Origin of the sequence: Kitasatospora sp. NPDC093550 (genome assembly GCF_044764985.1) — a bacterium.
Taxonomy (GTDB): Bacteria; Actinomycetota; Actinomycetes; order Streptomycetales; family Streptomycetaceae; genus Kitasatospora.
Genome location: NZ_JBIWJF010000029.1, coordinates 31,612 through 50,943 on the forward strand (window position 1 = coordinate 31,612; position 19,332 = coordinate 50,943).

Consider the following 19,332-nt stretch of genomic DNA (forward strand, 5'->3'; position numbering starts at 1 on the left):
CATGACCACCACCCCCGATCTCGGTTGGCTGCTCGCCGACATCATCGCCGTCCCCCAGGTCCAGCACGCCGTCGTCGTCTCCAACGACGGCCTGGAGATCGGCCGCAGCGCGGGCATCGCGCGCGACGACGCCGAGCGCCTCGCCGCCGCCTGCTCCGGCCTGCAGTCGCTGGCCCGCGGCGTCGCGACGGGCTTCGGCGGGCCGGGCAGCGCCACCCGTCAGATCATCATCGAGTACGGCGGCGGCTACCTCTTCATCGTCGCCGCCGGGGCCGGGGCGCACCTGGCCGTGGTGACCACCGAGGCGGTGGACGCCGGCCTGGTCGCGTACCAGATGCAGGTCCTGGTCGAGCGGATCGGCACCCACCTCACCAGCCCGCCGCGCGTCGACCACGCGGCGGGGGGCCACCGGTGAGCGGCCCGGTCCGGCCGTACGTCATCACCGGCGGGCGCAGCCGCCCCACTCGGGCGGAGCTGGCCGTGGAGAGCCTGGTCAGCGCCTTACCCGGACGATCGGAACTGCCCGAACCCCCGGAACTGCCCGAGCACGCCCTGCTGAACCGGGAGCACCGGCGCATCCTCGGGCTCTGCCACAGCCTGCTGTCCATCGCCGAGGTGGCGGCCCACCTGGGGCTGCCGCTCGGCGTCGTCAAGGTGCTGGTCGGGGACCTGTGGGACCTCGGCGCCGTGCAGGTGCTCCCACCCGTCCCGCAGGCCGAACGCCTGCCCACAACCCTCCTGGAAGAGGTGCTCGTTGGCCTCCGCCAACTCCGCTGAAGCCGCCGCCGAGGCCGCCGGGGCCGCCCCGGGCGGGCCGCAGTACCTGCCGTCCTCGGTGCAGGGCGCGGTCAAGATCCTGGTCACCGGGCCGTTCGGGGTCGGCAAGACCACCCTGGTCGGCTCGCTGAGCGAGATCACCCCGCTGCGCACCGAGGAGACCATGACCGCCGCCAGCAGCGGCGTCGACGACCTCACCGGGCGCGGTGGCAAGACGACCACCACGGTCGCGCTGGACTTCGGCCGGATCACGCTCAACCCGCGGCTCGCGCTGTACCTGTTCGGCACGCCCGGGCAGCAGCGGTTCTGGCCGCTGTGGGACGACCTGTCGCGCGGCGCGCTCGGTGCCATCGCCATGGTCGACCTGCGCCGCCCGGACGAGAGCTTCGACGTCCTCGGTCGGCTGGAGGAGCAGCGCATCCCGTTCGCGGTGGCGGTCAACACCTTCCCGGACACGCCGAGTTACCCGGAGGAGGAGCTGCGCTCGGCGCTGGACCTGCTGCCGGAGGTGCCGATCCTGTTCTGCGACGCGCGCGACCGGCGGCAGTCGTACGACCTGCTGATCGACTTCGTCGACCACCTGCACCGCAGCTCGATCCTGGAGCTGCAGGGATGAGCGCCTCCGAACCCGGCGCCCACCCCGGCGCCCCCGGCTGCCCGGTCGCGCACGGCGGGGCGGCCGGGCCCGCCGGCCTGCCCGTCGGCGTGCCGCTCACCCCGCTGTACGGGCCGGGCGTCGCCGAGGACCCGCACGGCCTGTACGCGCGGCTGCGCGCGCACTACGGCCCGGTCGCGCCGATCGAGCTGGAGCCCGGGGTCGAGGCCTGGCTCGTGCTCGGCTACGCCGAACTGCTCGAACTCACCCGCAACGAGGCGCTGTTCTCCAAGGACTCGCGCCGCTGGCGGGTGCCCGCCGAGGGCCGGCTGCCCGCGAACTCCCGGCTGCTGACGATGACGTCCTGGCGCCCGACGCTGCTCAACCTGGACGGCGCCGAGCACCAGCGGCTGCGCTCGGCCGTCTCGGACACCCTCGCCCAGATCGACCACCACCAGCTGCGGGAGACCACCGAGGCCGCCGCCAACGGCCTGATCGACAGCTGGGGGCCGGACGGCACCGCCGACCTGATCGCCCAGTACGCGCGGCGGCTGCCGCTGCTGGTCTTCACCCAGCTGATCGGCCTGCCCTCCGAGGCCGGGCCCCGACTGGTCGAGCTGATCAGCCACTTCGTGGACAGCAGCGCGGAGTCCCAGCGGGCCGGCGCCGAGTTCCAGGCGATCCTGGTCGACCTGGTCCGGCGCCGCCGGACCGCGCCCAGCGCCGACCTCACCTCCTGGCTGCTCGCCCACCCGGCCGGGCTGACCGACGAGGAGGCGGTGCACCACCTGGTGGTGCTGATGGTCGCGGGCAACGAGACCTCGATCAACTGGACCGGCAACACCCTGCGGCTGCTGCTCACCGACCGGCGTTTCCGGGCGACCCTGACCGGCGGCCGGCTCACCGTCCCGGACGCGCTGGAGGAGGTGCTCTGGCGCGACCCGCCGACGCAGAACTTCCCCGGCCGCTGGGCCACCGGCGACACCGTGCTCGGCGGCCAGTACATCAGCGCCGGCGACATGCTGGTGCTCGGCCTGGCCGCGGCCAACGCCGACCCGGCCGCCCAGGGCGTCTCCGCCGCCGCGCAGGGCTCCCTCGGCGGCAACCGGGCGCACCTCGCCTGGGGCGCGGGCCGGCACGTCTGTCCGGCCCAGCACCCGGCCCGGATCATCGTCGAGACCGCCGTCGAGACCCTGCTGCACCGGCTGCCGGACCTCCAACTCGCCGTACCGGCGGGCGACCTGGCCTGGCGCCCGTCCCCCTGGTCGCGGGCCCTGACCGCCCTGCCGGTGCTGTACAGCGCCTTCACCCCGCCCCGCCCGCCAGCCCCCGAGAGGCCCGCATGGACACCGCCGACGGCTCCGCAGGAGCCCGCCCCGAACCCGTCAGACTCGACCCCTTCGGAGCCGACCAGCACGCCGAGAACGCCCGACTCCGAGCGGACGGCCCCGCGGTCCTGGTGGAGCTCCCTGGCGGGGTGGTGGTCTGGGCGATAACCCACCACGACGCCCTCCAGGCGCTGCTGGCCGACCCCCGGGTGGGCAAGAACGCCCGGCTGTGGACGACGTTCCGGGAGGGACGGCTGCCGGAGGGCTGGCCGCTGGCCAACTTCATCTCCGTCCCCGGCATGGTCACCGCCGACGGCGAGGACCACCGGCGGCTGCGCGGACTGGTCTCGCAGGCCTTCACCCCGCGCCGGATCGCCGACCTGGCCCCGGCGATCGAGGCCCGGACGCTCGCGCTGCTCGACGACGTCGCCGAGCTGGACGGCCCGTTCGACCTGCGGCGGCACTTCGCCTACCCGCTGCCGATGCAGGTGATCGGCGAACTGCTCGGCCTGGCGCTGGAGCAGCAGGACGAGCTGCACGAGCTCTCCGACACCCTGGTCTCCAGCGCGGCCACCCCGGCGGCGGCCGTCGCCGCGCAGCGGGACCTGAACGCCCTGCTGGCCTCGGTGGTGGCGGCCAAGCGGGCCGAGCCCGGCGACGACCTGACCACCGACCTGATCGCCGCCCGCGAGGCCGGCGACCGGCTCAGCGAGGCCGAGCTGGTCGGCACCCTGCTGCTGATGCTGGTCGCCGGGCACGAGACCACGCTCAACCTGATCACCAACGCCGTCCGCGGCCTGCTCGCCCACCCGGACCAGCTGCGGCTCGTCCTGGACGGCACGGTGCCGTGGTCGGCGGTGGTCGAGGAGACGCTGCGCTACGACTCGCCGGTCGGGCAGTTCCCGCTGCGCTACGCGATCGAGGACATCGAGGTCGGCGACGTGGTGATCCGGCGCGGCGAGGCACTACTGGCCTCGTACGCGGCGGCCGGACGCGACGCCGGGCACCACCCCGACGCCGACCGCTTCGACCTCACCCGGCAGCCCGCCCGGCACCTCTCGCTCGGCCACGGCCCGCACTTCTGCCTCGGCTCCGGGCTGGCCCGGCTGGAGGCCGAGACGGCGCTGCGGCACCTGTTCGGGCGCTTCCCCGGCCTGGCCCTGGCGGAGGGACGGACCGACGAGCCGATCGCGTCCTTCATCAGCAACAGCGTGCGAACCCTGTGGGTGACGGTCCCGGCCACCCGGTGACCTGAGGGCGGCCGGGTCGTTCGGCAGGGCATGAAGAAACTCGCCACCCTGGCCGCCCTCACCATGGCGGGCCTCGCCCTCGCCGTCCCGGCCGCCTCCGCCACCACCCAGACCGCCTCCTCGCCGGACGCCACCGGCGGCCTGACCGACGGTCTCAACCTCTCCCCCGCCGACCTCGCCCTGCAGACCGCGGGCAAGCTCCCGGTGGTCGGGCACACCGCCAACGAGGTCGAGGCCGTCGGCACCAACCAGATGAGCCACCCGGGCCTCAGCGGGCAGATCGGCTGACCGGGGTGCGCAGGCCGTTCGCCCTCGCCGTGGCCGCGGTGGCGCTGGCCGCCGCCCCGGCCGCACCCGCCGTCGCCGACCAGGACACCGGCGTCGGCCACGGGAGCGCCCCGCCGAACGACCGGGAGCTCACCGCGGCCGCCGTCTGCCTGCAGGGCGTGCCGGTGGTCCCGGTGCTCGGCGACCGGCGGAACGCCTGCGCCGCCGGCGGGCTGCTCGACCACGGCCTCGGCTGACCGTCCCGGGGCGGCCGGCCGACCCCCGTCCGGCCGGCCGCCCGACGACCCGGACCCGACGACCCGGGCCCGACAGCCGCGCTCCCGACGACCCGGGCCCCGGCAGCCGGGCCCCTGACGACCGGGCTCAGCCCGTGAAGAGCCCGTTGAGCTCCGAGTAGGTCAGCCCGCCGTCGAGGGCGGTGTAGGTGCCGCTCGCGTAGACCTCCTCGGCGGCCCGGCGGACCGCCGCGTACGCCGCCTTGGCCAGGCCCGGGCCGAGGCTGATCCGGGCCACGCCGAGCTTCGCCAGCTCGGCGACGGACGGCGAGCCCGGTCCGGCCAGCACGTTCAGCGGGGCCGGGACGGCCGCGACCAGGGCGGCGATGGTCTCCGGATCGGTCACGCCGGGGACGAACACGCCGTCCGCGCCCGCCTCGACGTACGCCCGCAGCCGGCGGACCGCCTCGTCCAGCCGGCCCTCCGGCGCGCCGAGCCCCAGCAGGAACACATCGGTGCGCCCGTTGACGAAGAGCGGGACGCCGGACGCGTCCGCCGCCGCCCGGGCCGCCGCGATCCGCTCGGCGGCCTCCGCCAGGGGGTGTTCGCCGTCCTCCAGGTTCACCCCGACCGCGCCGGTGGCGAGCAGCGCGGTGACGCTCTCGCCGACCCCGGCGGCGGTGGCCGCGTAGCCGCTCTCCAGGTCGGCGGTGACCGGCAGGTCGACCGACCGGACCACGTCGGCGGTCCGGGCCAGCACCCGATCGCGGTCGGCGCTGCCGTCGTCCGGGCCGCCGAGCGACCAGCAGACGCCCGCGCTGGCCGTCGCCACCGCCCGCGCCCCGGTCGCGGCCACCAGGCGGGCGCTCGCCGCGTCCCACACGTTGGCCAGCACCAGCGGCTCGCCCGGGCGGTGCAGCTCCCGGAGCAGCCGGGCCTTCTCCCCCTGGGTCGCCAGGTCTCCGTGGGTCGTCATCGTCTCGGCCCCGCTCACTTCGCGGCCGGGCTCATGCGGGTGCTGACACCGATCCGGTTCCAGGCGTTGATGGTGGCGATCAGCGCGACCAGCTGGGCCAGCTCCGCCTCCTCGAACCGCGCGGCGGCCTCGGCCCACACGGCGTCCGGCACGTGGCCCTCGGTCAGCAGGGTGACGGACTCGGTGAGGGCCAGGGCGGCGCGCTCGCGGGCGGTGAACCAGGGGGTCTCGCGCCAGGCCGGGAGGGAGAGCAGCCGGTGCTCCTGCTCGCCCTGCCGGACGGCGTCGGTGGAGTGCATGTCGATGCAGTAGGCGCAGCCGTTGATCATCGAGGCGTGCAGCTTGACCAGTTCGACGATCACCGGGTCGAGGCCCGTCCGGGCGGCCTGGTCCACGGCGACCATGGCCTGGTAGTAGGCCGGCGCGAGCTTCGGCAGCACGATGCGCTGGGCCGGGGCGGGCACGTGGGCGCCGGCCGCCCCGTCGTGGGTCGTCGAGGTCGTGGGAGCCGTCTGGGCCGTCGCGGCCGTCACGGTGTCGTTCGTCGTCATGAGCGCCAGCCTAGGAGGGCAGTGGCCCGCCGCCCTGGTGCATTCGGCACCGGGTTCCTTGGGCCACTTCCGGCCTGCGAACAGCCGTGCGAGGATCGCTGACAGGACGAGGTCAGGGGGCAGGTCGTGTGCACGGCGTTCGTCAGCGTCGAACCCGGAGCCGCCGTACCGGTGCTGCTGCTGTCCGTCCGGGACGAGTACCTGGGGCGCGCCTGGCTGCCGCCGGACCACCACTGGCCGGACCGGCCCGGCCTGCTCGGCGGACTGGACCTCGCGGCCGGCGGCACCTGGCTGGCCGTCGACCCCGCCCGGCGCACCGCCGCCTGCCTGCTGAACGGCTTCGGCCCGCCCGCCCCCGCCGGCACCCGGCTCACCCGGGGTCAACTGCCGCTCACCGCCGTCACGGAGGGCGGGATCGGCCACCTCGACCTCACCCCGTACGACCCCTTCCACCTCGTCCTGGTCCGGCCGGACGGCGCCCGCGTCGCCAGCTGGGGCGGCGGACGGCTGGAGCAGCACGACCTGCCCACCGGCCTCAGCGTGGTGCTCAACGACGGAGTGGAGGGCCCGGCCGCCGACCGCACCGCCTCCGAGCGGATCAGCGCGCTGATGGCCGCGCGCGCCGCCCACTTCCGGGCCCGCTTCGGCGCCGCGCCCCGGCCCCGGCCGACCGGCGCCGGGCCGACCGCGCGGGCCTGGGGCGACTGGCTGCCGATCGTCGCCGACGACGGACTGGCGCCGGACGAGGACGCGGCGCTCGTCCAGCGGCGCGACTTCGGCGACGGGCGGATCTGGGGCTCCTCGTCGATCTCGCTGCTCGCACTCGGACCGGACCTGCTGCGGTACGACTTCGCGGCCGCGCCGGTGGCGGCGGACGGCTCGGGCTGGCGGCGGGTCGCGACCGACTGAGGCCCGCCCGGCCCCGCTTCCCGACCCGCCACCGGCCCGTCACCGGCCCGTCCGGCGGCCGGGCGCAGCGGACTTGAACCTGCCGTTGGGGGAGGCTGCATCGTGGCGTGCGACGAACCCGACGTCGCACCGGCGGCGGGAAGCCGACCCCTCGGGAGCCACCGTGCACCGCCTGCCCGCCGTCCTGACCGTCGCCCTGCCGCTGGTGGGCACCCCGCTCGCGGTCACCGCCGTCGTCCTGCTCGGCGACCCGGCGCACCGGACCGTCCCGTCCACCACCCTGCTGGCCGCCGTGGCGGGGGCGCTGATCCGGCACCTCGCCCCCGATGTCGCCCAGGCGTACGGTCGATGAACTTCTGGCAGCGGGGCTGCCGAACGTCTACATGCCGGTAGTAGCTTCGCCGAGGCCACCGGATCAGGCCGGTCGCCGATCCCGGCCGACCACCGCCGAGCGGCCGATCACCGCCGACCCCCGAGCGAAGGTGCGCGATGTCCACCCTGACCTACCCGGAAGCGATAGGCGTCGGCCTGCTGCAGGGTGTGACGGAACTCTTCCCGGTCTCCAGCCTCGGCCACAGCATCCTGCTGCCCGCTCTGATCGGCGGGAAGGTCCAGCACGACCTCGACATGACCGCCGAGGGCTCCTCCTACCTCGCCGCCCTGGTCGCACTGCACCTGGCCACCGCGCTCGCGCTGGTCGTGTACTTCTGGAAGGACTGGGTCCGCGTCGTCGGCGGGCTGTTCAGCTCCCTCCGCCACCGCCGGGTCGAGAGCCGCAACGAGAAGCTCGCCTGGCTGCTCATCCTCTCCACCATCCCGGTCGGCGTGGCCGGCCTCGCCCTGGAGAAGGCCCTGCGCAACGCGCTCGGCAAGCCCGTCCCGGCCGCCGTGTTCCTCGCCCTCAACGGGCTGGTGCTGCTCGGCGCCGAGCGGCTCAAGCGCGGCGGCAGCGGCCGTCGGCGGGCCGGGCACGCCGCGCCGGTCGACGAGCCCGGCCTGGACCCTGACGTCGCCTCCGACCAGCGGCTGACCAGGCTGGGCTACGGGCAGGGCGCCTGGATCGGCGCCGCGCAGATCCTCGCGCTGTTCCCCGGCATCAGCCGCTCCGGCGTCACCATGAGCGCCGGCATCCTGCGCGGACTGCACCACGAGGACGCCGCCAGGTTCTCCTTCCTGCTCGCCACCCCGGTCATCCTGGCCGCCTCGGTGCTGAAGGTCCCCGAGCTGTTCAAGCCGGAGAACTCCTCCGTGCTCGGCCCCGTCCTCGCGGGCAGCGTCGCCGCCTTCGTGGCCGGGTACGTCTCGGTGCGGTTCCTCACCAAGTACTTCGAGACCCGGAGCCTGACGCCGTTCGCGGTGTACTGCTTCCTGGCCGGCGTCGGCAGTGCGGTCTACCTGTCGGTCTGAGCGCCCGGGCGCCCGGGCTCCCCGCGGCCCCGGCCGGCGCCGGGACGCCGCCCCCCGCGGTCAGGACTCGCCCAGGATCCGGGCGAGTTCGGCCGGCCGGGAGAACATCGGCCAGTGCCCGGTGTCCAGTTCGGCCAGCCGCCAGTGACCGGCCGCGACCAGCGCGGCGACCTCCGGTGGCGGCTCCGGCCAGTCCAGCAGGCACTTCACGTACACCGTCGGCAGCGCGCTCAACGGGCCCTCCAGCACCGCCGGTTCGGTCAGCGAGGCGCCCGGGTGCGGGGTGGCCCGCTCGACGATCCGGGCGATCTGCCCGGTCGTCAGCCCCTGCCCGGCGAACTCGGCGGCCGGCAGCGGCGGCCACCAGCCCCCGTGCGCGGCCAGGTCGGCCCGCAGCCCGGCCGGCTCCGGTATCTGGTCGGCGAAGGACTGCCCCGTCACCGGCACGTTGGCGTCCACCAGGACCAGCCGGGCCAGCCGGTCGCCGATCCGCCCGGCGGCCTGGCCGACCGGGATGCCCGAGTAGCTGTGCCCGACCAGCACGACCTCCCGCAGGTCGCGCGCCTCCACCTCGGCCACGACGTCCGCCACGTGCGCCTGCTGCCCGGCCGGCACCGCCCGCTTCTCCGCGAGCCCGGACAGCGTCACCGGGTACGCTCCGTGCCCGGCCGCCCGCAGCTCCGACACGACCTCGTCCCAGGCCCAGGAACCGAGCCAAGCGCCCGCCACGAGTACAAAGTTCGCCATGGGCGGCACGGTAGCGCGCGGGTACGACAGCGGCCCCGGAAGCGCCGGCGAACAACACGTGGAGGAAGCATGGCGGAAGCACACGGCGGCACGGACGCGTCGAAGGGCGGGGCGGACACGCCGCAGGACGGCGCGAACGCACCTCAAGGCAGGGCGAACGCACCGCAGGGCAGGGCCGCGGTCGTCACCGGCGGCTCCCGGGGCATCGGGCGGGCCATCGTCCGCCGGCTGGCCCGCGACGGCGCGGACGTGGTCTTCGGCTACGCCCACGACGAGGAGGCCGCCGCCGAGGTGGTCCGCACCGTGGCCGCCGAGGGCGGCCGTGCCTGGGCCCTGCGGGCAGACCTCGCCGAGCCGGGCGCCGCCGAGCGGCTGATGGACCAGGCGCAGGAGCGGCTCGGCGGACTGGACGTCCTGGTGAACAACGCCGCCGCGCGCTTCGCCCCCACCCCGCTCGCCGATCTGGACGACGCCCAGCTCGACGCCGTCCTGGCGGTCAACACCCGCTCGGCCTTCGCCACCGTCCGGTACGCCGCCCGCCGGATGCGCGACGGCGGGCGGATCGTCAACATCTCCACCGCGAACACCGTCCGGCCCGTCCCCGGCATCGCCGCGTACGCCGCCAGCAAGGGCGCCCTCGAACAGCTCACCGCCGTCGCCGCCGTCGAACTCGGCCCGCGCGGGATCACCGTCAACACCGTCTCGCCCGGCGCCACCGACACCGACCTGCTGCGCGGCACCAACCCGCCCGAGGCCCTCACCCGGGTCGCCGGCCTCACCCCGCTGCGCCGCCTCGGCCACCCCGAGGACATCGCCGACGTCGTCGCCTTCCTGGCCGGACCCGACGGCCGCTGGGTCACCGGCCAGAACCTCCGCGCCACCGGCGGCCTGGCCTGAGCGTGCCCCCGGGGCCCGTCCGGCATCGGTCGGACGGGCCCCGGGGAGGCTCGGAGCGGGGATGCGGAGCCGGGGGTGCGGAGCGCAGGCTCGGAGCGGGTGCTCAGGCCGTGAGGCCCAGGGCCGCCAGGCGGGTCGGGTCGGTGAGGATGTCCATCCGGGTGATGCGGCCGCCCCGGATGGTGAACGACATGACCGACAGCGGACGGCCCTCGGCGAAGGACACCACCCCCGGCGAGCCGTTGACCAGGACCAGCCGGCCCGCGGCGGCGAAGCGGGCGAAGGCGATCGCCTGCGCGGCGACGTCCGCCGCACCGCGGCGCAGCACGCTCGGCACCAGCGTGCCGCCGTCCGAGCGGGCCACCACGTCCGGGTCCAGCACCGTCATCAGGGCGTCGAAGTCACCGGCCCGGGAGGCGGTCAGGAAGGCCTCCACCACCTGGCGCTTGCGGACGTCGTCCGTGTCCGCGGCCGGGGTCGCGCCCCGCACCCGGCGGCGGGCGCGGCTGGCCAGCTGCCGGGTGGAGGCCGAGGTGCGGCCGAGCACCTCGGCGATCCCGTCGAAGGGCACCTCGAACATGTCGTGCAGCACGAACGCCACCCGCTCCGCCGGCGACAGCGTCTCCAGGACCACCATCAGCGCGATCCCGACCGAGTCGGCGACCAGGAGGTCGTGCACCGGGTCCAGCGCGGCCAGCCCGCTGACCACCGGGTCCGGCAGCCGCACCTGCCCGTCCTGCTCGGGCAGCGGGTCCTCCCGGCGGGAGGTGCGGGAGCGCAGCTGGTCCAGGCAGACCCGGCCGACCACCGTGGTGAGCCAGGCCCCGAGGTTGCGGACCTCGCCCACGTCACTGCGGCTCAGCTTCAGCCAGGCCTCCTGGACGGCGTCCTCGGCCTCGGCGAGCGACCCGAGCATCCGGTAGGCCACCGCGCGCAGCTGCGGGCGCTCCGCCTCGAAGCGCTCGGCCAGAAAACTGTCTCCGGTCACCTGTCACATCCTCGCGTCGTGATCCGTCGGTTCGGTGAGGGAAGCTGACCGACGAAGAGGAGCTCACGGTGGCCACCGCCCACACTACTGCCCGCATGAGGAACCCCGCCCTGGTCCTGCCCGACGCGATGAAGGGCATCCAGGACATCTACAAGGCCATGTACCAGGGCGGCGTCGCACCCCGGCTGCTGGAGCTGGTCCACCTGCGCGCCAGCCAGATCAACGGCTGCAGCGCCTGCGTGTTCGCGGGCGTCCGGGGCGCCAGGAAGCACGGCGAGACCGAGGAGCGGCTGCACGCCGTGGCCGCCTGGCGGGAGGCCCCGTTCTTCACCGACGAGGAGCGCGCCGCCCTCGAACTCACCGAGGCCGCCACCCGGATCGCCGACCGCTCCGGCAAGGCCGTCCCCGACCGGATCTGGGACGCCGCCGCCGACCACTTCACCGAGGAGCAGCTCTCCGCGATCATCCTGATGATCGCGCTGACCAACTTCTTCAACCGCCTCAACACCACCATCGAGGAGCCCGCCGGCACCGCCTGGTGACCCCGCCGGCCCGGCTCACCGGCCCGACCCGCCGGCCGGCTCGCCGCGCGAGAATGGGCCCCGTGACCAGCTCCTGGACCTCCTTCGGCGGCGACCTGCACCTGGACCTCACCGAGCGGCGCGCCGCCGGCGCCGGACTGCGGGCCGCCCTGGAGGACGCCCTGCGCGAAGCCGTCCAGGACGGACGGCTCGCACCCGGCACCCGACTGCCCTCCTCCCGGGCCCTCGGCGAGGACCTCGGGATCGCCCGCAACACCGTCGTCGAGGCGTACGGCCAGCTCACGGCGGAGGGCTGGCTGAACTCCCGGCAGGGCTCCGGCACCACCGTCGCCCGGCGGGCCGTACCGGACCCGCCCGCCCGGGGCCGCCGACCGGCCACCGCCGGCACGGGAACGGGAGACCGGGCCGCCCGGCACGACCTCATGGCCGGGCGGCCCGACCTCTCGCTCTTCCCCCGCACCGCCTGGCTCGCCGCCGCCCGCCGCGCCCTCGCCACCGCCCCGCACGAGGTCCTCGACTACGGCGACCCGCTCGGCCGGATCGAACTGCGGCAGGCGCTCACCCACTACCTGGCCCGGGTCCGGGGCGTCCGCACCGACCCCGACCACCTGCTCATCTGCACCGGCGTCTCCCAGGGCCTCGGCCTGCTCTGCGCCGCCCTGCGGGAACGCGGCAGCCGCGCGCTCGCCGTCGAGGAGTACGGGCTGCCGCCGCAGCACGCCGTCATCCGGGCCGCCGGGCTCGGCACCGTCCCGCTGGCGCTGGACGAGGAGGGCGCCCGGGTCGACCGGCTCGACGCCCGCCCCGGCGCCGTCCTGCTCACCCCCGCCCACCAGTTCCCCACCGGTGCCCCGCTGTCCGCCGAACGACGGGCCGAAGCGGTGCGGTGGGCCCGCGAGCGGAACGGGTACGTCGTCGAGGACGACTACGACGGCGAGTTCCGCTACGACCGGCAGCCGCTCGGTGCGATGCAGGCGCTCGACCCGGAGCGGGTGGTGTACGCCGGAACGGCCGCCAAGAGCCTCGCCCCCGGACTGCGCCTGGCCTGGCTCGCCCTGCCCGACGCCCTGGTCGAGCCGGTCTCCCGGCTGAAGGTGCTGGCCGACACCATGTCCCCGGTGCTCGACCAGCTGACGCTGGCGGAACTGATCGCCTCCGGGACGTACGACCGCCACGTACGGCGCTGCCGCCTGCACTACCGGCGGCGCCGGGACCAGCTGGTCGCCGCCCTCGCCGAACACGCCCCGCAGGTACGGGTCACCGGCATCGCGGCCGGCCTGCACGCCGTCCTCCGCCTCCCGCCCGACGCCACCCCCGAACCCGAACTCCTCACCCGCGCCCGGGCCGCCGGCCTCTCCCTCAACGGCCTCGCCTGGCACCGCGCCACCCCGGCCGCCACCGCCGCCCCGCCCTCCCTCGTCATCGGCTACGCGACCCCGCCGGACCACGCCTTCCCGGCAGCGGTCCAGGCCCTGTGCGAGCTGCTGCGCAGGGCCTGAGGAGGGGGCCGGGGGCGCGGCGGTGCAGGCCCAGTGCGAGCTGCCGCGCACGGCCGAGGACAGGAGGCCGGGGGAACGCGGCGGTGCGGTTGCCGGGCAACGGGAGTGACGCCGTGAGGCTCCCGTGGGGGCCTCACGGCGTCGGCGGGGTGGAACTACTTGGTGCGGCTGCCGAGTTCGAACAGGAGCATGATGAAGCCGGCGAAGACGTGGATCCCGGCCGTGTAGATCACCAGGCGGAGGTAGACCCGCTTGTTGGCCCACTTGCCGGCGTCCATGGTCTTCGGGCCGGCGGGGGTGTCGCCGGCGGCGACCGGGTTGACGGTGGCGGTGGTGGCGGGACCGGTCATGGTGATCTCCTCCGGGGTGTTCTGACGGCGGGTCAGTGGGTCGCGGCGGGGCCTCCGCCGAGGCAGAGTTCGCCGCCGGGGCTCTGCAGCAGGGTGTGGACGAAGAGCAGTTCGACACCGTGGTCGGACTCGGCGGCGATGCAGTGCGGGGTGAGGGAGTCGTAGTGGGCGGAGTCGCCCACGCCGAGGTGGTGGACCTGCTCGCCGAGGGTGAGCCGGAGTTCGCCGCGCAGGACGTACAGCCACTCCTCGCCGGGGTGGACCCGGACCACCGCGTCCTGCACGCCGGGCGGGACGTGCACCCGCAGGGCCTGCATGGCGCGGCCGGGGGCGCCGGCCCGGCGGTAGCCCCAGCCGCCGGCCCGGCCGGGCTCTATGGCGCCGCCCCGGACCACCGGGTCGGGTTCGGCCATGGTCTCGCCGAGCAGGCCGGACACCGAGGTGCCGTAGGCGCGGGCGAGGCCGAGCAGGACGGGCAGCGAGGGCTGCCGACGGCCGGTCTCCAGCCGGGACAGATAGGCTGGGGAGAGTCCGACCCGCGCGGCGGCGACCTCCAGGGTGAGGCGGCTGCTGAGCCGGTGCTCGCGGAGGCGGGCGGCGAGGCCGACGACTTCCTGGTCGTCGAGCTGGTCGCCGGTGGCGGGGACGCCGGTGGAGCTGGTGGTCATGTGCCCAGTGGACACCTCCCGTGCCGCTCGGGCAAGAAACGTGCCTCTGAGGCAAATCGCCCCGGGTCCCTCTCTCAGGGTCGGGGGATGTTCCGCAGGTTGCTCCGGGCCAGGTCGATCATGCGTCCGACGCCGCCGGAGAGGACCGTCCGCCCGGCGGCCAGCGCGAAGCCCTTGAGCTGGGCGGCGGTGATGTGCGGCGGGACGGAGAGCGCGTTGGGGTCGGTGACCACGTCGACCAGGGCCGGCCCGGGCCGCTCCAGCGCCTCCGCCAGGACCTCCCGCACCCGCCCCGGTTCGGTCACCCGCTTGGCCGGGATCCCCATCGCCCGGGCGATCCCGGCGTAGTCCACGTCCCCGTTGTCGACCTCCGACTCCGGGTAGCCGGAGACCAGCATCTCCAGTTTGATCATGCCGAGCGCACCGTTGTTGAAGACCACCGTCTTCACCGGCAGCCGGTGCTTCGCCACGGTGAGCAGTTCGCCGAGCAGCATGCCGAGGCCGCCGTCGCCGGACATCGCGATCACCTGGCGTCCGGGGTGGGCGAGTTGGGCGCCGATGGCGTGCGGGAGGGCGTTGGCCATCGAGCCGTGCAGGAAGGAGCCGATCACCCGGCGGCGGCCGTTGGGCTGCAGGTAGCGGGCGGCCCAGACGTTGTTCATGCCGGTGTCGACGGTGAACACCGCGTCCTGGGCGGCCACGTCGTCGAGGACGGCGGCGACGTACTCGGGGTGGATCGGCAGGTGCTTCTCGATGTCGCGGGTGTAGACGCCGACCACGTCCTCCAGCGCCCGGCAGTGCTTGCGCAGCATGCCGTCGAGGAAGGCCCGGTCGTGCTTCTCGTCGAGCAGCGGCAGCACCGCCCGGAGGGTGGCGGCGACGTCGCCGTGGACGGCCAGCTCCAGCGCGCTGCGGCGGCCGAGGCGGGTGGCGTCGTGGTCGACCTGGACGGTGTGCGCCTGCGGCAGGAAGGAGTCGTACGGGAAGTCGGTGCCGAGCAGCAGCACCAGGTCGGCGGAGTGCAGCGCCTCGTGGCAGGCGCCGTAGCCGAGCAGGCCGCTCATGCCGACGTCGTACGGGTTGTCGTACTGGATCCACTCCTTGCCGCGCAGCGAGTGCCCGATCGGCGCCTTCAGGGCCTGCGCGGCCTCCGTGACCTCGGCGTGCGCCCCGCGCACCCCGGCGCCGCAGAACAGCACGACCTTGCGGGCCGCGTTGAGCAGCCGGGCCAGCTCCTGCACCTGGGACCACGGCGGCGCGGCGACGGCCTGTTCGGTGAGGAAGTGGCTGGTGCCGGTCGGCCCGGCGGCGGGCAGCGCGGCGACGTCCCCGGGGAAGGCGAGCACGGAGACGCCGTGCGAGCCGAGCGCGTGCTGGATCGCGATCCGCAGCAGCCGGGGCAGCTGGGCGGGGACGGTGAGCAGTTCGCACCAGCTGCTGCAGTCGGTGAACACCCGCTCGGGGTGGGTCTCCTGGAAGAAGCCGGTGCCGATCTGGCCCGAGGGGATGTGCGAGGCGAGGGCGAGCACGGGCAGGCCGCTGCGCTGGGCGTCGTAGAGGCCCTGGACGAGGTGGGTGTTGCCGGGGCCGCAGGAGCCGGCGCAGACGGCGAGCCGGCCGGTGAGTTCGGCTTCGGCCGCGGCCGCGAAGGCGCCGGCCTCCTCGTTGCGCACGTGCACCCAGGAGATCCCCTCGGCCCGGCGGATCGCGTCCACGACGGGGTTGAGGCTGTCGCCGACCACTCCGTAGACCCGTTCCACCCCGGCCTGCCGGAGCACCTCCACCATCTGTTCGGCCACGCTCGCCACGGGTGTCCTCCCTCTGTCACTGACCGGCGCAGGACACCTGCACCCTCCGACGGGCGGCGCGGCCGGGCACCCGGAGTGAGCCGAACGAGTGACCGCGCGGGCAGACGTCACGGGACGGTGCGGACCCGCGCCACGGGGCGGCGCGGGCCCGCACCCCGGCGGCTACTCGGCCGGCAGGTGGTCGGGCTGGCCGAGCTTGCCGGCGGCCAGGCCCGCCTGGGGCTGGCGGCGGGCGGGTTCGCGGCCGGGGGGCTGGGCGACGCGCTCCTGGGCGGGCGGGACGGTGGTGGGCAGCGAGACCGGCCGGCCGGCCTTGACCTGCACCGGCTCGCCGTCGTGCCGCAGGTGCAGGACCTCGCCGCGGCGCAGCGTGTACGTCGTCTCCTCGTGGCTGATCCGGACGTGCAGCAGCTGGCCGCGCACCAGCAGCGAGAAGCTCAGCCGCATCAGCCCGGACGGCAGCCGGGGGCGGAAGTTCAGCGCCTCGTCGAAGTCGCGCAGCCCGCCGAAGCCGGCCACCAGGGCGATGCAGGCCCCCGCGAGGGAGGCCATGTGCAGGCCGTCGCGGGTGTTGCCGCCGAGGTCGTGGAGGTCCATCAGGGCCGCTTCGGCCGTGTAGTCGTACGCGAGGTCCAGCTGGCCCACCTCGGCGGCGATGACGGCCTGGGTGCAGGCGGAGAGCGAGGAGTCGCGGACGGTGAGGCGCTCGTAGTAGGCGAAGTTGCGGGCCTTCTGCTCGTCGGTGAAGGCGTCGCCGCGGACCTGCATGGCGAGCACCAGGTCGGCCTGCTTGACCACCTGCTTGCGGTACAGGTCGAAGTACGGGAAGTGCAGCAGCAGCGGGTACTTCTCGGGCGGGGTGTTCTCGAAGTCCCAGACCTGGTGGTCGGTGAAGCCGTCGGCCTGCGGGTGGACGCCGAGGTCCTCGTCGTACGGGATGAACATCGCGGCGGCCGCGTCCCGCCAGGCGGCGGTCTCCTCGGTGTCCACGCCGAGGGCGGCGGCCTCCCGCGGGTGGCGGACGGCGGCCTCGGCGGCGGCGCGCAGGTTCGTCTGCGCCATCAGGTTGGTGAAGACGTTGTTGTCGGCGATGGCGCTGTACTCGTCGGGGCCGGTGACGCCCTCGATGCGGAACCTCCCGGCGACGTCGTGGTGGCCGAGCGAGCGCCACATCCGGGCCGTCTCCACCAGCAGTTCGAGCCCGTACTCGCGCTCGAACTCCTCGTCCCCGGTGGCCCGGACGTAGCGGGCGACGGCGGCGGCGATGTCGGCGCCGATGTGGAAGGCCGCGGTGCCGGCCGGCCAGTACCCGGAGCACTCCTCGCCGTGGATCGTCCGCCACGGGAACACCGCGCCGGACAGGCCGAGTTGGGCGGCGCGCTCACGGGCCAGCGGGAGGGTGGTGTGCCGCCAGCGCAGGGCCTGGTTGACGGCGGCCGGCAGGCAGTAGGTGAGCACCGGCAGGACGAAGGTCTCGGTGTCCCAGAAGCTGTGGCCGTCGTAGCCGGGGCCGGTCAGCCCCTTGGCGGGGATGGCCCGTTCCTCGCTGCGGGCGCCGGCCTGCAGGACGTGGAAGACGGCGAACCGGACGGCCTGCTGGAGCTCGACGTCGCCCTCGATCTCGATGTCGCTGGTCTCCCAGAACTCCTTGAGGAATTGCGCCTGTTCGGCGACCAGTCCGTCCCAGCCGGTGTACCGGGCGGCGGTCAGCGCGGCCTCCACCTGGTCCCGCACGGCGGGCAGCGAGCGGGTGCCGGACCAGCCGTAGGCCGTGAACTTGGCCAGCCGGAGGGCCTGTCCGGGTTCGAGCACGGTGGTGACACTGATCCGGCACTGGTCCGGGTCGGCCTCGGCGACGGTGTCGAGCTTCTCCGGGCCCTCGATGAGGTGGTCCATCCCGGCCGCGACCCGGATGCCGCTGTAGCGGGTGCGGTGCACCAGGACGGCCTTGGCGGCGTTGGCGTGGTGCGCCTCGGACTGCAGCGGCGCCTCCAGCACGGCCGCGGCGCGCGGATCGCCCTCGGGGCCGCCGGGCAGCTGCTCGTTGGCGACCAGCTCGGACTGCAGCACGATCCGCACCGGACCGTCCACCGCCTCGACCCGGTAGTCGACGGCGGCGACCGCCCGCTGGGTGAGCGAGACCAGCCGCGAGGAGCGCACCCGGATCGTCCGGCCGGCCGGGGAGGTCCACTCGGCCTCGCGGTGCAGGATCCCCTCACGGAAGTCCAACCAGCGCTTGTGGCTGACGAGTTCGCCGTAGCGAAGGTCGAAGGGCTCGTCGTCCACCAGCAACCGGATGATCTTGCCGTTGGTCACGTTGATGACGCTCTGACTGGACTCCGGGTAGCCGTAGCCGCCCTCGCCGTACGGCAGCGGGCGCAGCTCGAAGACGCCGTTGAGGTAGGTGCCGGGCAGGCCGTGCGGCTCGCCCTCGTCCAGGTTGGCGCGCAGGCCGATGTGCCCGTTGGAGAGCGCGAAGACGGATTCGGCGCGGGCCAGCGCGGTGAGGTCCAGTCCGTGTTCGGCGATCTGCCAGGGGTCGATCGCGAAGTTGTCCGAGGGACTCATGCAACGCCTCCCAGGAGCTCGGAAAGGTCGTCGACGACCACCGTGGCGCCGTCGCGGCGCAGTTCGGCGGCCTGGCCGGTGCGGTTCACGCCGACCACCGCGCCGAAGCCGCCGGCCCGGCCGGAGGCGACCCCGGCGAGCGCGTCCTCGAAGACGGCGGCGTGCGCGGGTTCGACGCCGAGGGCGCGGGCGGCGTACAGGTAGGTGTCGGGGGCGGGCTTGCCGGGCAGGCCCTCGGCCTTGGCCACGGTGCCGTCCACGATCACGTCGAACAGGTCCTCGATGCCCGCCGCCCGCAGCACGTCCCGGCAGTTGGCGCTGGAGGAGACCACCGCGCTGGGCAGCCCGGCCGCGCGCAGCCGGTGCACGTAGGCGACCGAGCCCTCGTACGGCTGGACGCCCTGTTCGCGGATCAGCCGCAGCACCAGCTCGTTCTTGGCGCGGCTGACCCCTTGCACGGTACGGGAGTTGGGCGGGTCCTCGGGGGTTCCCTCGGGCAGGTCGATGCCCCGGCTGCGCAGGAACGCCCGGGTGCCGTCGAGGCGCGGGCGGCCGTCCACGTAGGTGTCGTAGTCGACGACGGCGTCGAAGGGGACGAACGGCCCACCGGTGCGGGCTGCTTCGGCGCGCAGGAAGGCGTCGAAGGTGTCCTTCCAGGCCGCGGCGTGCACTTTCGCGGTCTGGGTGAGCACTCCGTCGAGGTCGAAGAGGAAAGCGCGGATGTCGTCCGGTAGCCCCAGCATGGGTGCAGTCTTACCCGGGAACGGGGGGAAGCCGCCGATTTCCCGGCGGCGCGTCGCGGGAAGGGTGGCTTCCGGTCACCCTCCGTCGGAGAGTGGCCACGGGGAGTCGGGCGTTCGGCCGGACGGGGGACGGGGGCGGCGCCCCAGGTCGCTTCGGCCGGCCGCCGCGCTCCGGGCGATCACGGGCGTCGTGGTTCAGCAGGCGTCGTGGTTCGGCAGGCGTCGT

At 74.8% G+C, this 19,332-nt stretch carries 22 protein-coding genes; 13 read left to right on the forward strand and 9 right to left on the reverse strand.

Annotated features, from left to right (window positions below):
* Position 1 precedes the first annotated feature (1 nt).
* Genes ACIRD3_RS32950 through ACIRD3_RS32980 form a run of 7 tightly spaced genes read left to right on the forward strand, consistent with a single transcriptional unit; the run spans position 2 to position 4,474 of the window.
* Positions 2 to 415, forward strand: a complete 414-nt coding sequence (locus tag ACIRD3_RS32950) for a roadblock/LC7 domain-containing protein (protein ID WP_402223891.1) — start codon at positions 2 to 4, stop codon at positions 413 to 415.
* Positions 412 to 777: a DUF742 domain-containing protein gene (locus tag ACIRD3_RS32955; protein ID WP_402223893.1), complete on the forward strand. Its 366-nt coding sequence runs from the start codon at positions 412 to 414 to the stop codon at positions 775 to 777. The genes ACIRD3_RS32950 and ACIRD3_RS32955 overlap by 4 nt, the downstream gene beginning before the upstream one ends.
* Positions 755 to 1,393, forward strand: coding sequence for a GTP-binding protein (locus tag ACIRD3_RS32960; protein ID WP_402223895.1), 639 nt, complete (start codon positions 755 to 757; stop codon positions 1,391 to 1,393). The genes ACIRD3_RS32955 and ACIRD3_RS32960 overlap by 23 nt, the downstream gene beginning before the upstream one ends.
* The gene (locus tag ACIRD3_RS32965) at positions 1,390 to 2,868 is read left to right on the forward strand and encodes a cytochrome P450 (protein WP_402223897.1); all 1,479 of its coding nucleotides are present in this window, start codon (positions 1,390 to 1,392) and stop codon (positions 2,866 to 2,868) included. Before ACIRD3_RS32960 ends, ACIRD3_RS32965 begins: the two co-directional genes overlap by 4 nt.
* Positions 2,832 to 3,950, forward strand: a complete 1,119-nt coding sequence (locus ACIRD3_RS32970; protein WP_402223899.1) for a cytochrome P450 — start codon at positions 2,832 to 2,834, stop codon at positions 3,948 to 3,950. Before ACIRD3_RS32965 ends, ACIRD3_RS32970 begins: the two co-directional genes overlap by 37 nt.
* A gap of 30 nt (positions 3,951 to 3,980) precedes the next feature.
* A complete protein-coding gene (locus ACIRD3_RS32975; RefSeq protein ID WP_402223901.1) occupies positions 3,981 to 4,238 on the forward strand; it encodes a hypothetical protein in 258 nt (85 codons plus the stop codon).
* A gap of 5 nt (positions 4,239 to 4,243) precedes the next feature.
* Complete coding sequence (locus ACIRD3_RS32980; RefSeq protein ID WP_402223903.1) at positions 4,244 to 4,474, forward strand: hypothetical protein; 231 nt, start codon at positions 4,244 to 4,246, stop codon at positions 4,472 to 4,474.
* Between the two features lie 127 nt (positions 4,475 to 4,601).
* Here the strand turns inward: ACIRD3_RS32980 and ACIRD3_RS32985 are convergent, their stop codons facing one another.
* The gene (locus ACIRD3_RS32985) at positions 4,602 to 5,429 is read right to left on the reverse strand and encodes an isocitrate lyase/phosphoenolpyruvate mutase family protein (RefSeq protein ID WP_402223905.1); all 828 of its coding nucleotides are present in this window, start codon (positions 5,427 to 5,429) and stop codon (positions 4,602 to 4,604) included.
* Positions 5,430 to 5,443: 14 nt separating this feature from the next.
* Positions 5,444 to 5,980: a carboxymuconolactone decarboxylase family protein gene (locus ACIRD3_RS32990; protein WP_402223906.1), complete on the reverse strand. Its 537-nt coding sequence runs from the start codon at positions 5,978 to 5,980 to the stop codon at positions 5,444 to 5,446.
* Between the two features lie 126 nt (positions 5,981 to 6,106).
* Here ACIRD3_RS32990 and ACIRD3_RS32995 point away from each other — a divergent pair, with 126 nt between their 5' ends.
* From ACIRD3_RS32995 to ACIRD3_RS33005, 3 genes are all read left to right on the forward strand, one after another.
* On the forward strand, positions 6,107 to 6,889 hold the full coding sequence (locus ACIRD3_RS32995; protein ID WP_402223908.1) for an NRDE family protein: 783 nt from the start codon (positions 6,107 to 6,109) through the stop codon (positions 6,887 to 6,889).
* Between the two features lie 163 nt (positions 6,890 to 7,052).
* Complete coding sequence (locus ACIRD3_RS33000) at positions 7,053 to 7,241, forward strand: hypothetical protein (protein WP_402223910.1); 189 nt, start codon at positions 7,053 to 7,055, stop codon at positions 7,239 to 7,241.
* Positions 7,242 to 7,378: 137 nt separating this feature from the next.
* Complete coding sequence (locus ACIRD3_RS33005; RefSeq protein WP_402223912.1) at positions 7,379 to 8,296, forward strand: undecaprenyl-diphosphate phosphatase; 918 nt, start codon at positions 7,379 to 7,381, stop codon at positions 8,294 to 8,296.
* Between the two features lie 60 nt (positions 8,297 to 8,356).
* Here the strand turns inward: ACIRD3_RS33005 and ACIRD3_RS33010 are convergent, their stop codons facing one another.
* Positions 8,357 to 9,043 carry an alpha/beta fold hydrolase gene (locus ACIRD3_RS33010; protein ID WP_402223913.1) on the reverse strand — a complete coding sequence of 229 codons (687 nt, stop codon included), beginning with the start codon at positions 9,041 to 9,043 and terminating at the stop codon, positions 8,357 to 8,359.
* A 69-nt stretch (positions 9,044 to 9,112) separates the two neighbouring features.
* On the opposite strand from ACIRD3_RS33010, the gene ACIRD3_RS33015 reads away from it, so the two are divergent.
* Positions 9,113 to 9,940 carry a glucose 1-dehydrogenase gene (locus ACIRD3_RS33015; RefSeq protein ID WP_402223915.1) on the forward strand — a complete coding sequence of 276 codons (828 nt, stop codon included), beginning with the start codon at positions 9,113 to 9,115 and terminating at the stop codon, positions 9,938 to 9,940.
* Positions 9,941 to 10,043: 103 nt separating this feature from the next.
* On the opposite strand, the gene ACIRD3_RS33020 is transcribed toward ACIRD3_RS33015, so the two are convergent.
* On the reverse strand, positions 10,044 to 10,928 hold the full coding sequence (locus ACIRD3_RS33020; RefSeq protein ID WP_402223917.1) for a sigma-70 family RNA polymerase sigma factor: 885 nt from the start codon (positions 10,926 to 10,928) through the stop codon (positions 10,044 to 10,046).
* 95 nt (positions 10,929 to 11,023) lie between these two features.
* On the opposite strand from ACIRD3_RS33020, the gene ACIRD3_RS33025 reads away from it, so the two are divergent.
* Both ACIRD3_RS33025 and ACIRD3_RS33030 read left to right on the forward strand, forming a co-directional pair.
* Complete coding sequence (locus tag ACIRD3_RS33025; RefSeq protein WP_402223919.1) at positions 11,024 to 11,470, forward strand: carboxymuconolactone decarboxylase family protein; 447 nt, start codon at positions 11,024 to 11,026, stop codon at positions 11,468 to 11,470.
* A 62-nt stretch (positions 11,471 to 11,532) separates the two neighbouring features.
* Positions 11,533 to 12,969 carry a PLP-dependent aminotransferase family protein gene (locus tag ACIRD3_RS33030; protein ID WP_402223921.1) on the forward strand — a complete coding sequence of 479 codons (1,437 nt, stop codon included), beginning with the start codon at positions 11,533 to 11,535 and terminating at the stop codon, positions 12,967 to 12,969.
* A 155-nt stretch (positions 12,970 to 13,124) separates the two neighbouring features.
* Here ACIRD3_RS33030 and ACIRD3_RS33035 read toward each other — a convergent pair whose 3' ends face one another.
* The 5 genes from ACIRD3_RS33035 to ACIRD3_RS33055 form a co-directional block, all read right to left on the reverse strand.
* On the reverse strand, positions 13,125 to 13,319 hold the full coding sequence (locus ACIRD3_RS33035; protein WP_402223922.1) for a DUF6126 family protein: 195 nt from the start codon (positions 13,317 to 13,319) through the stop codon (positions 13,125 to 13,127).
* 32 nt (positions 13,320 to 13,351) lie between these two features.
* The gene (locus ACIRD3_RS33040; RefSeq protein ID WP_402223924.1) at positions 13,352 to 13,987 is read right to left on the reverse strand and encodes a helix-turn-helix domain-containing protein; all 636 of its coding nucleotides are present in this window, start codon (positions 13,985 to 13,987) and stop codon (positions 13,352 to 13,354) included.
* A 74-nt stretch (positions 13,988 to 14,061) separates the two neighbouring features.
* Positions 14,062 to 15,795 (reverse strand): pyruvate dehydrogenase, encoded by a 1,734-nt coding sequence (locus ACIRD3_RS33045; protein ID WP_402223926.1) that lies wholly within the window; start codon positions 15,793 to 15,795, stop codon positions 14,062 to 14,064.
* Positions 15,796 to 15,957: 162 nt separating this feature from the next.
* Complete coding sequence (locus tag ACIRD3_RS33050; protein WP_402223928.1) at positions 15,958 to 18,363, reverse strand: glycoside hydrolase family 65 protein; 2,406 nt, start codon at positions 18,361 to 18,363, stop codon at positions 15,958 to 15,960.
* Positions 18,360 to 19,106 carry an HAD family hydrolase gene (locus ACIRD3_RS33055; protein ID WP_402223929.1) on the reverse strand — a complete coding sequence of 249 codons (747 nt, stop codon included), beginning with the start codon at positions 19,104 to 19,106 and terminating at the stop codon, positions 18,360 to 18,362. The genes ACIRD3_RS33050 and ACIRD3_RS33055 overlap by 4 nt, the downstream gene beginning before the upstream one ends.
* Positions 19,107 to 19,332: the final 226 nt, after the last annotated feature.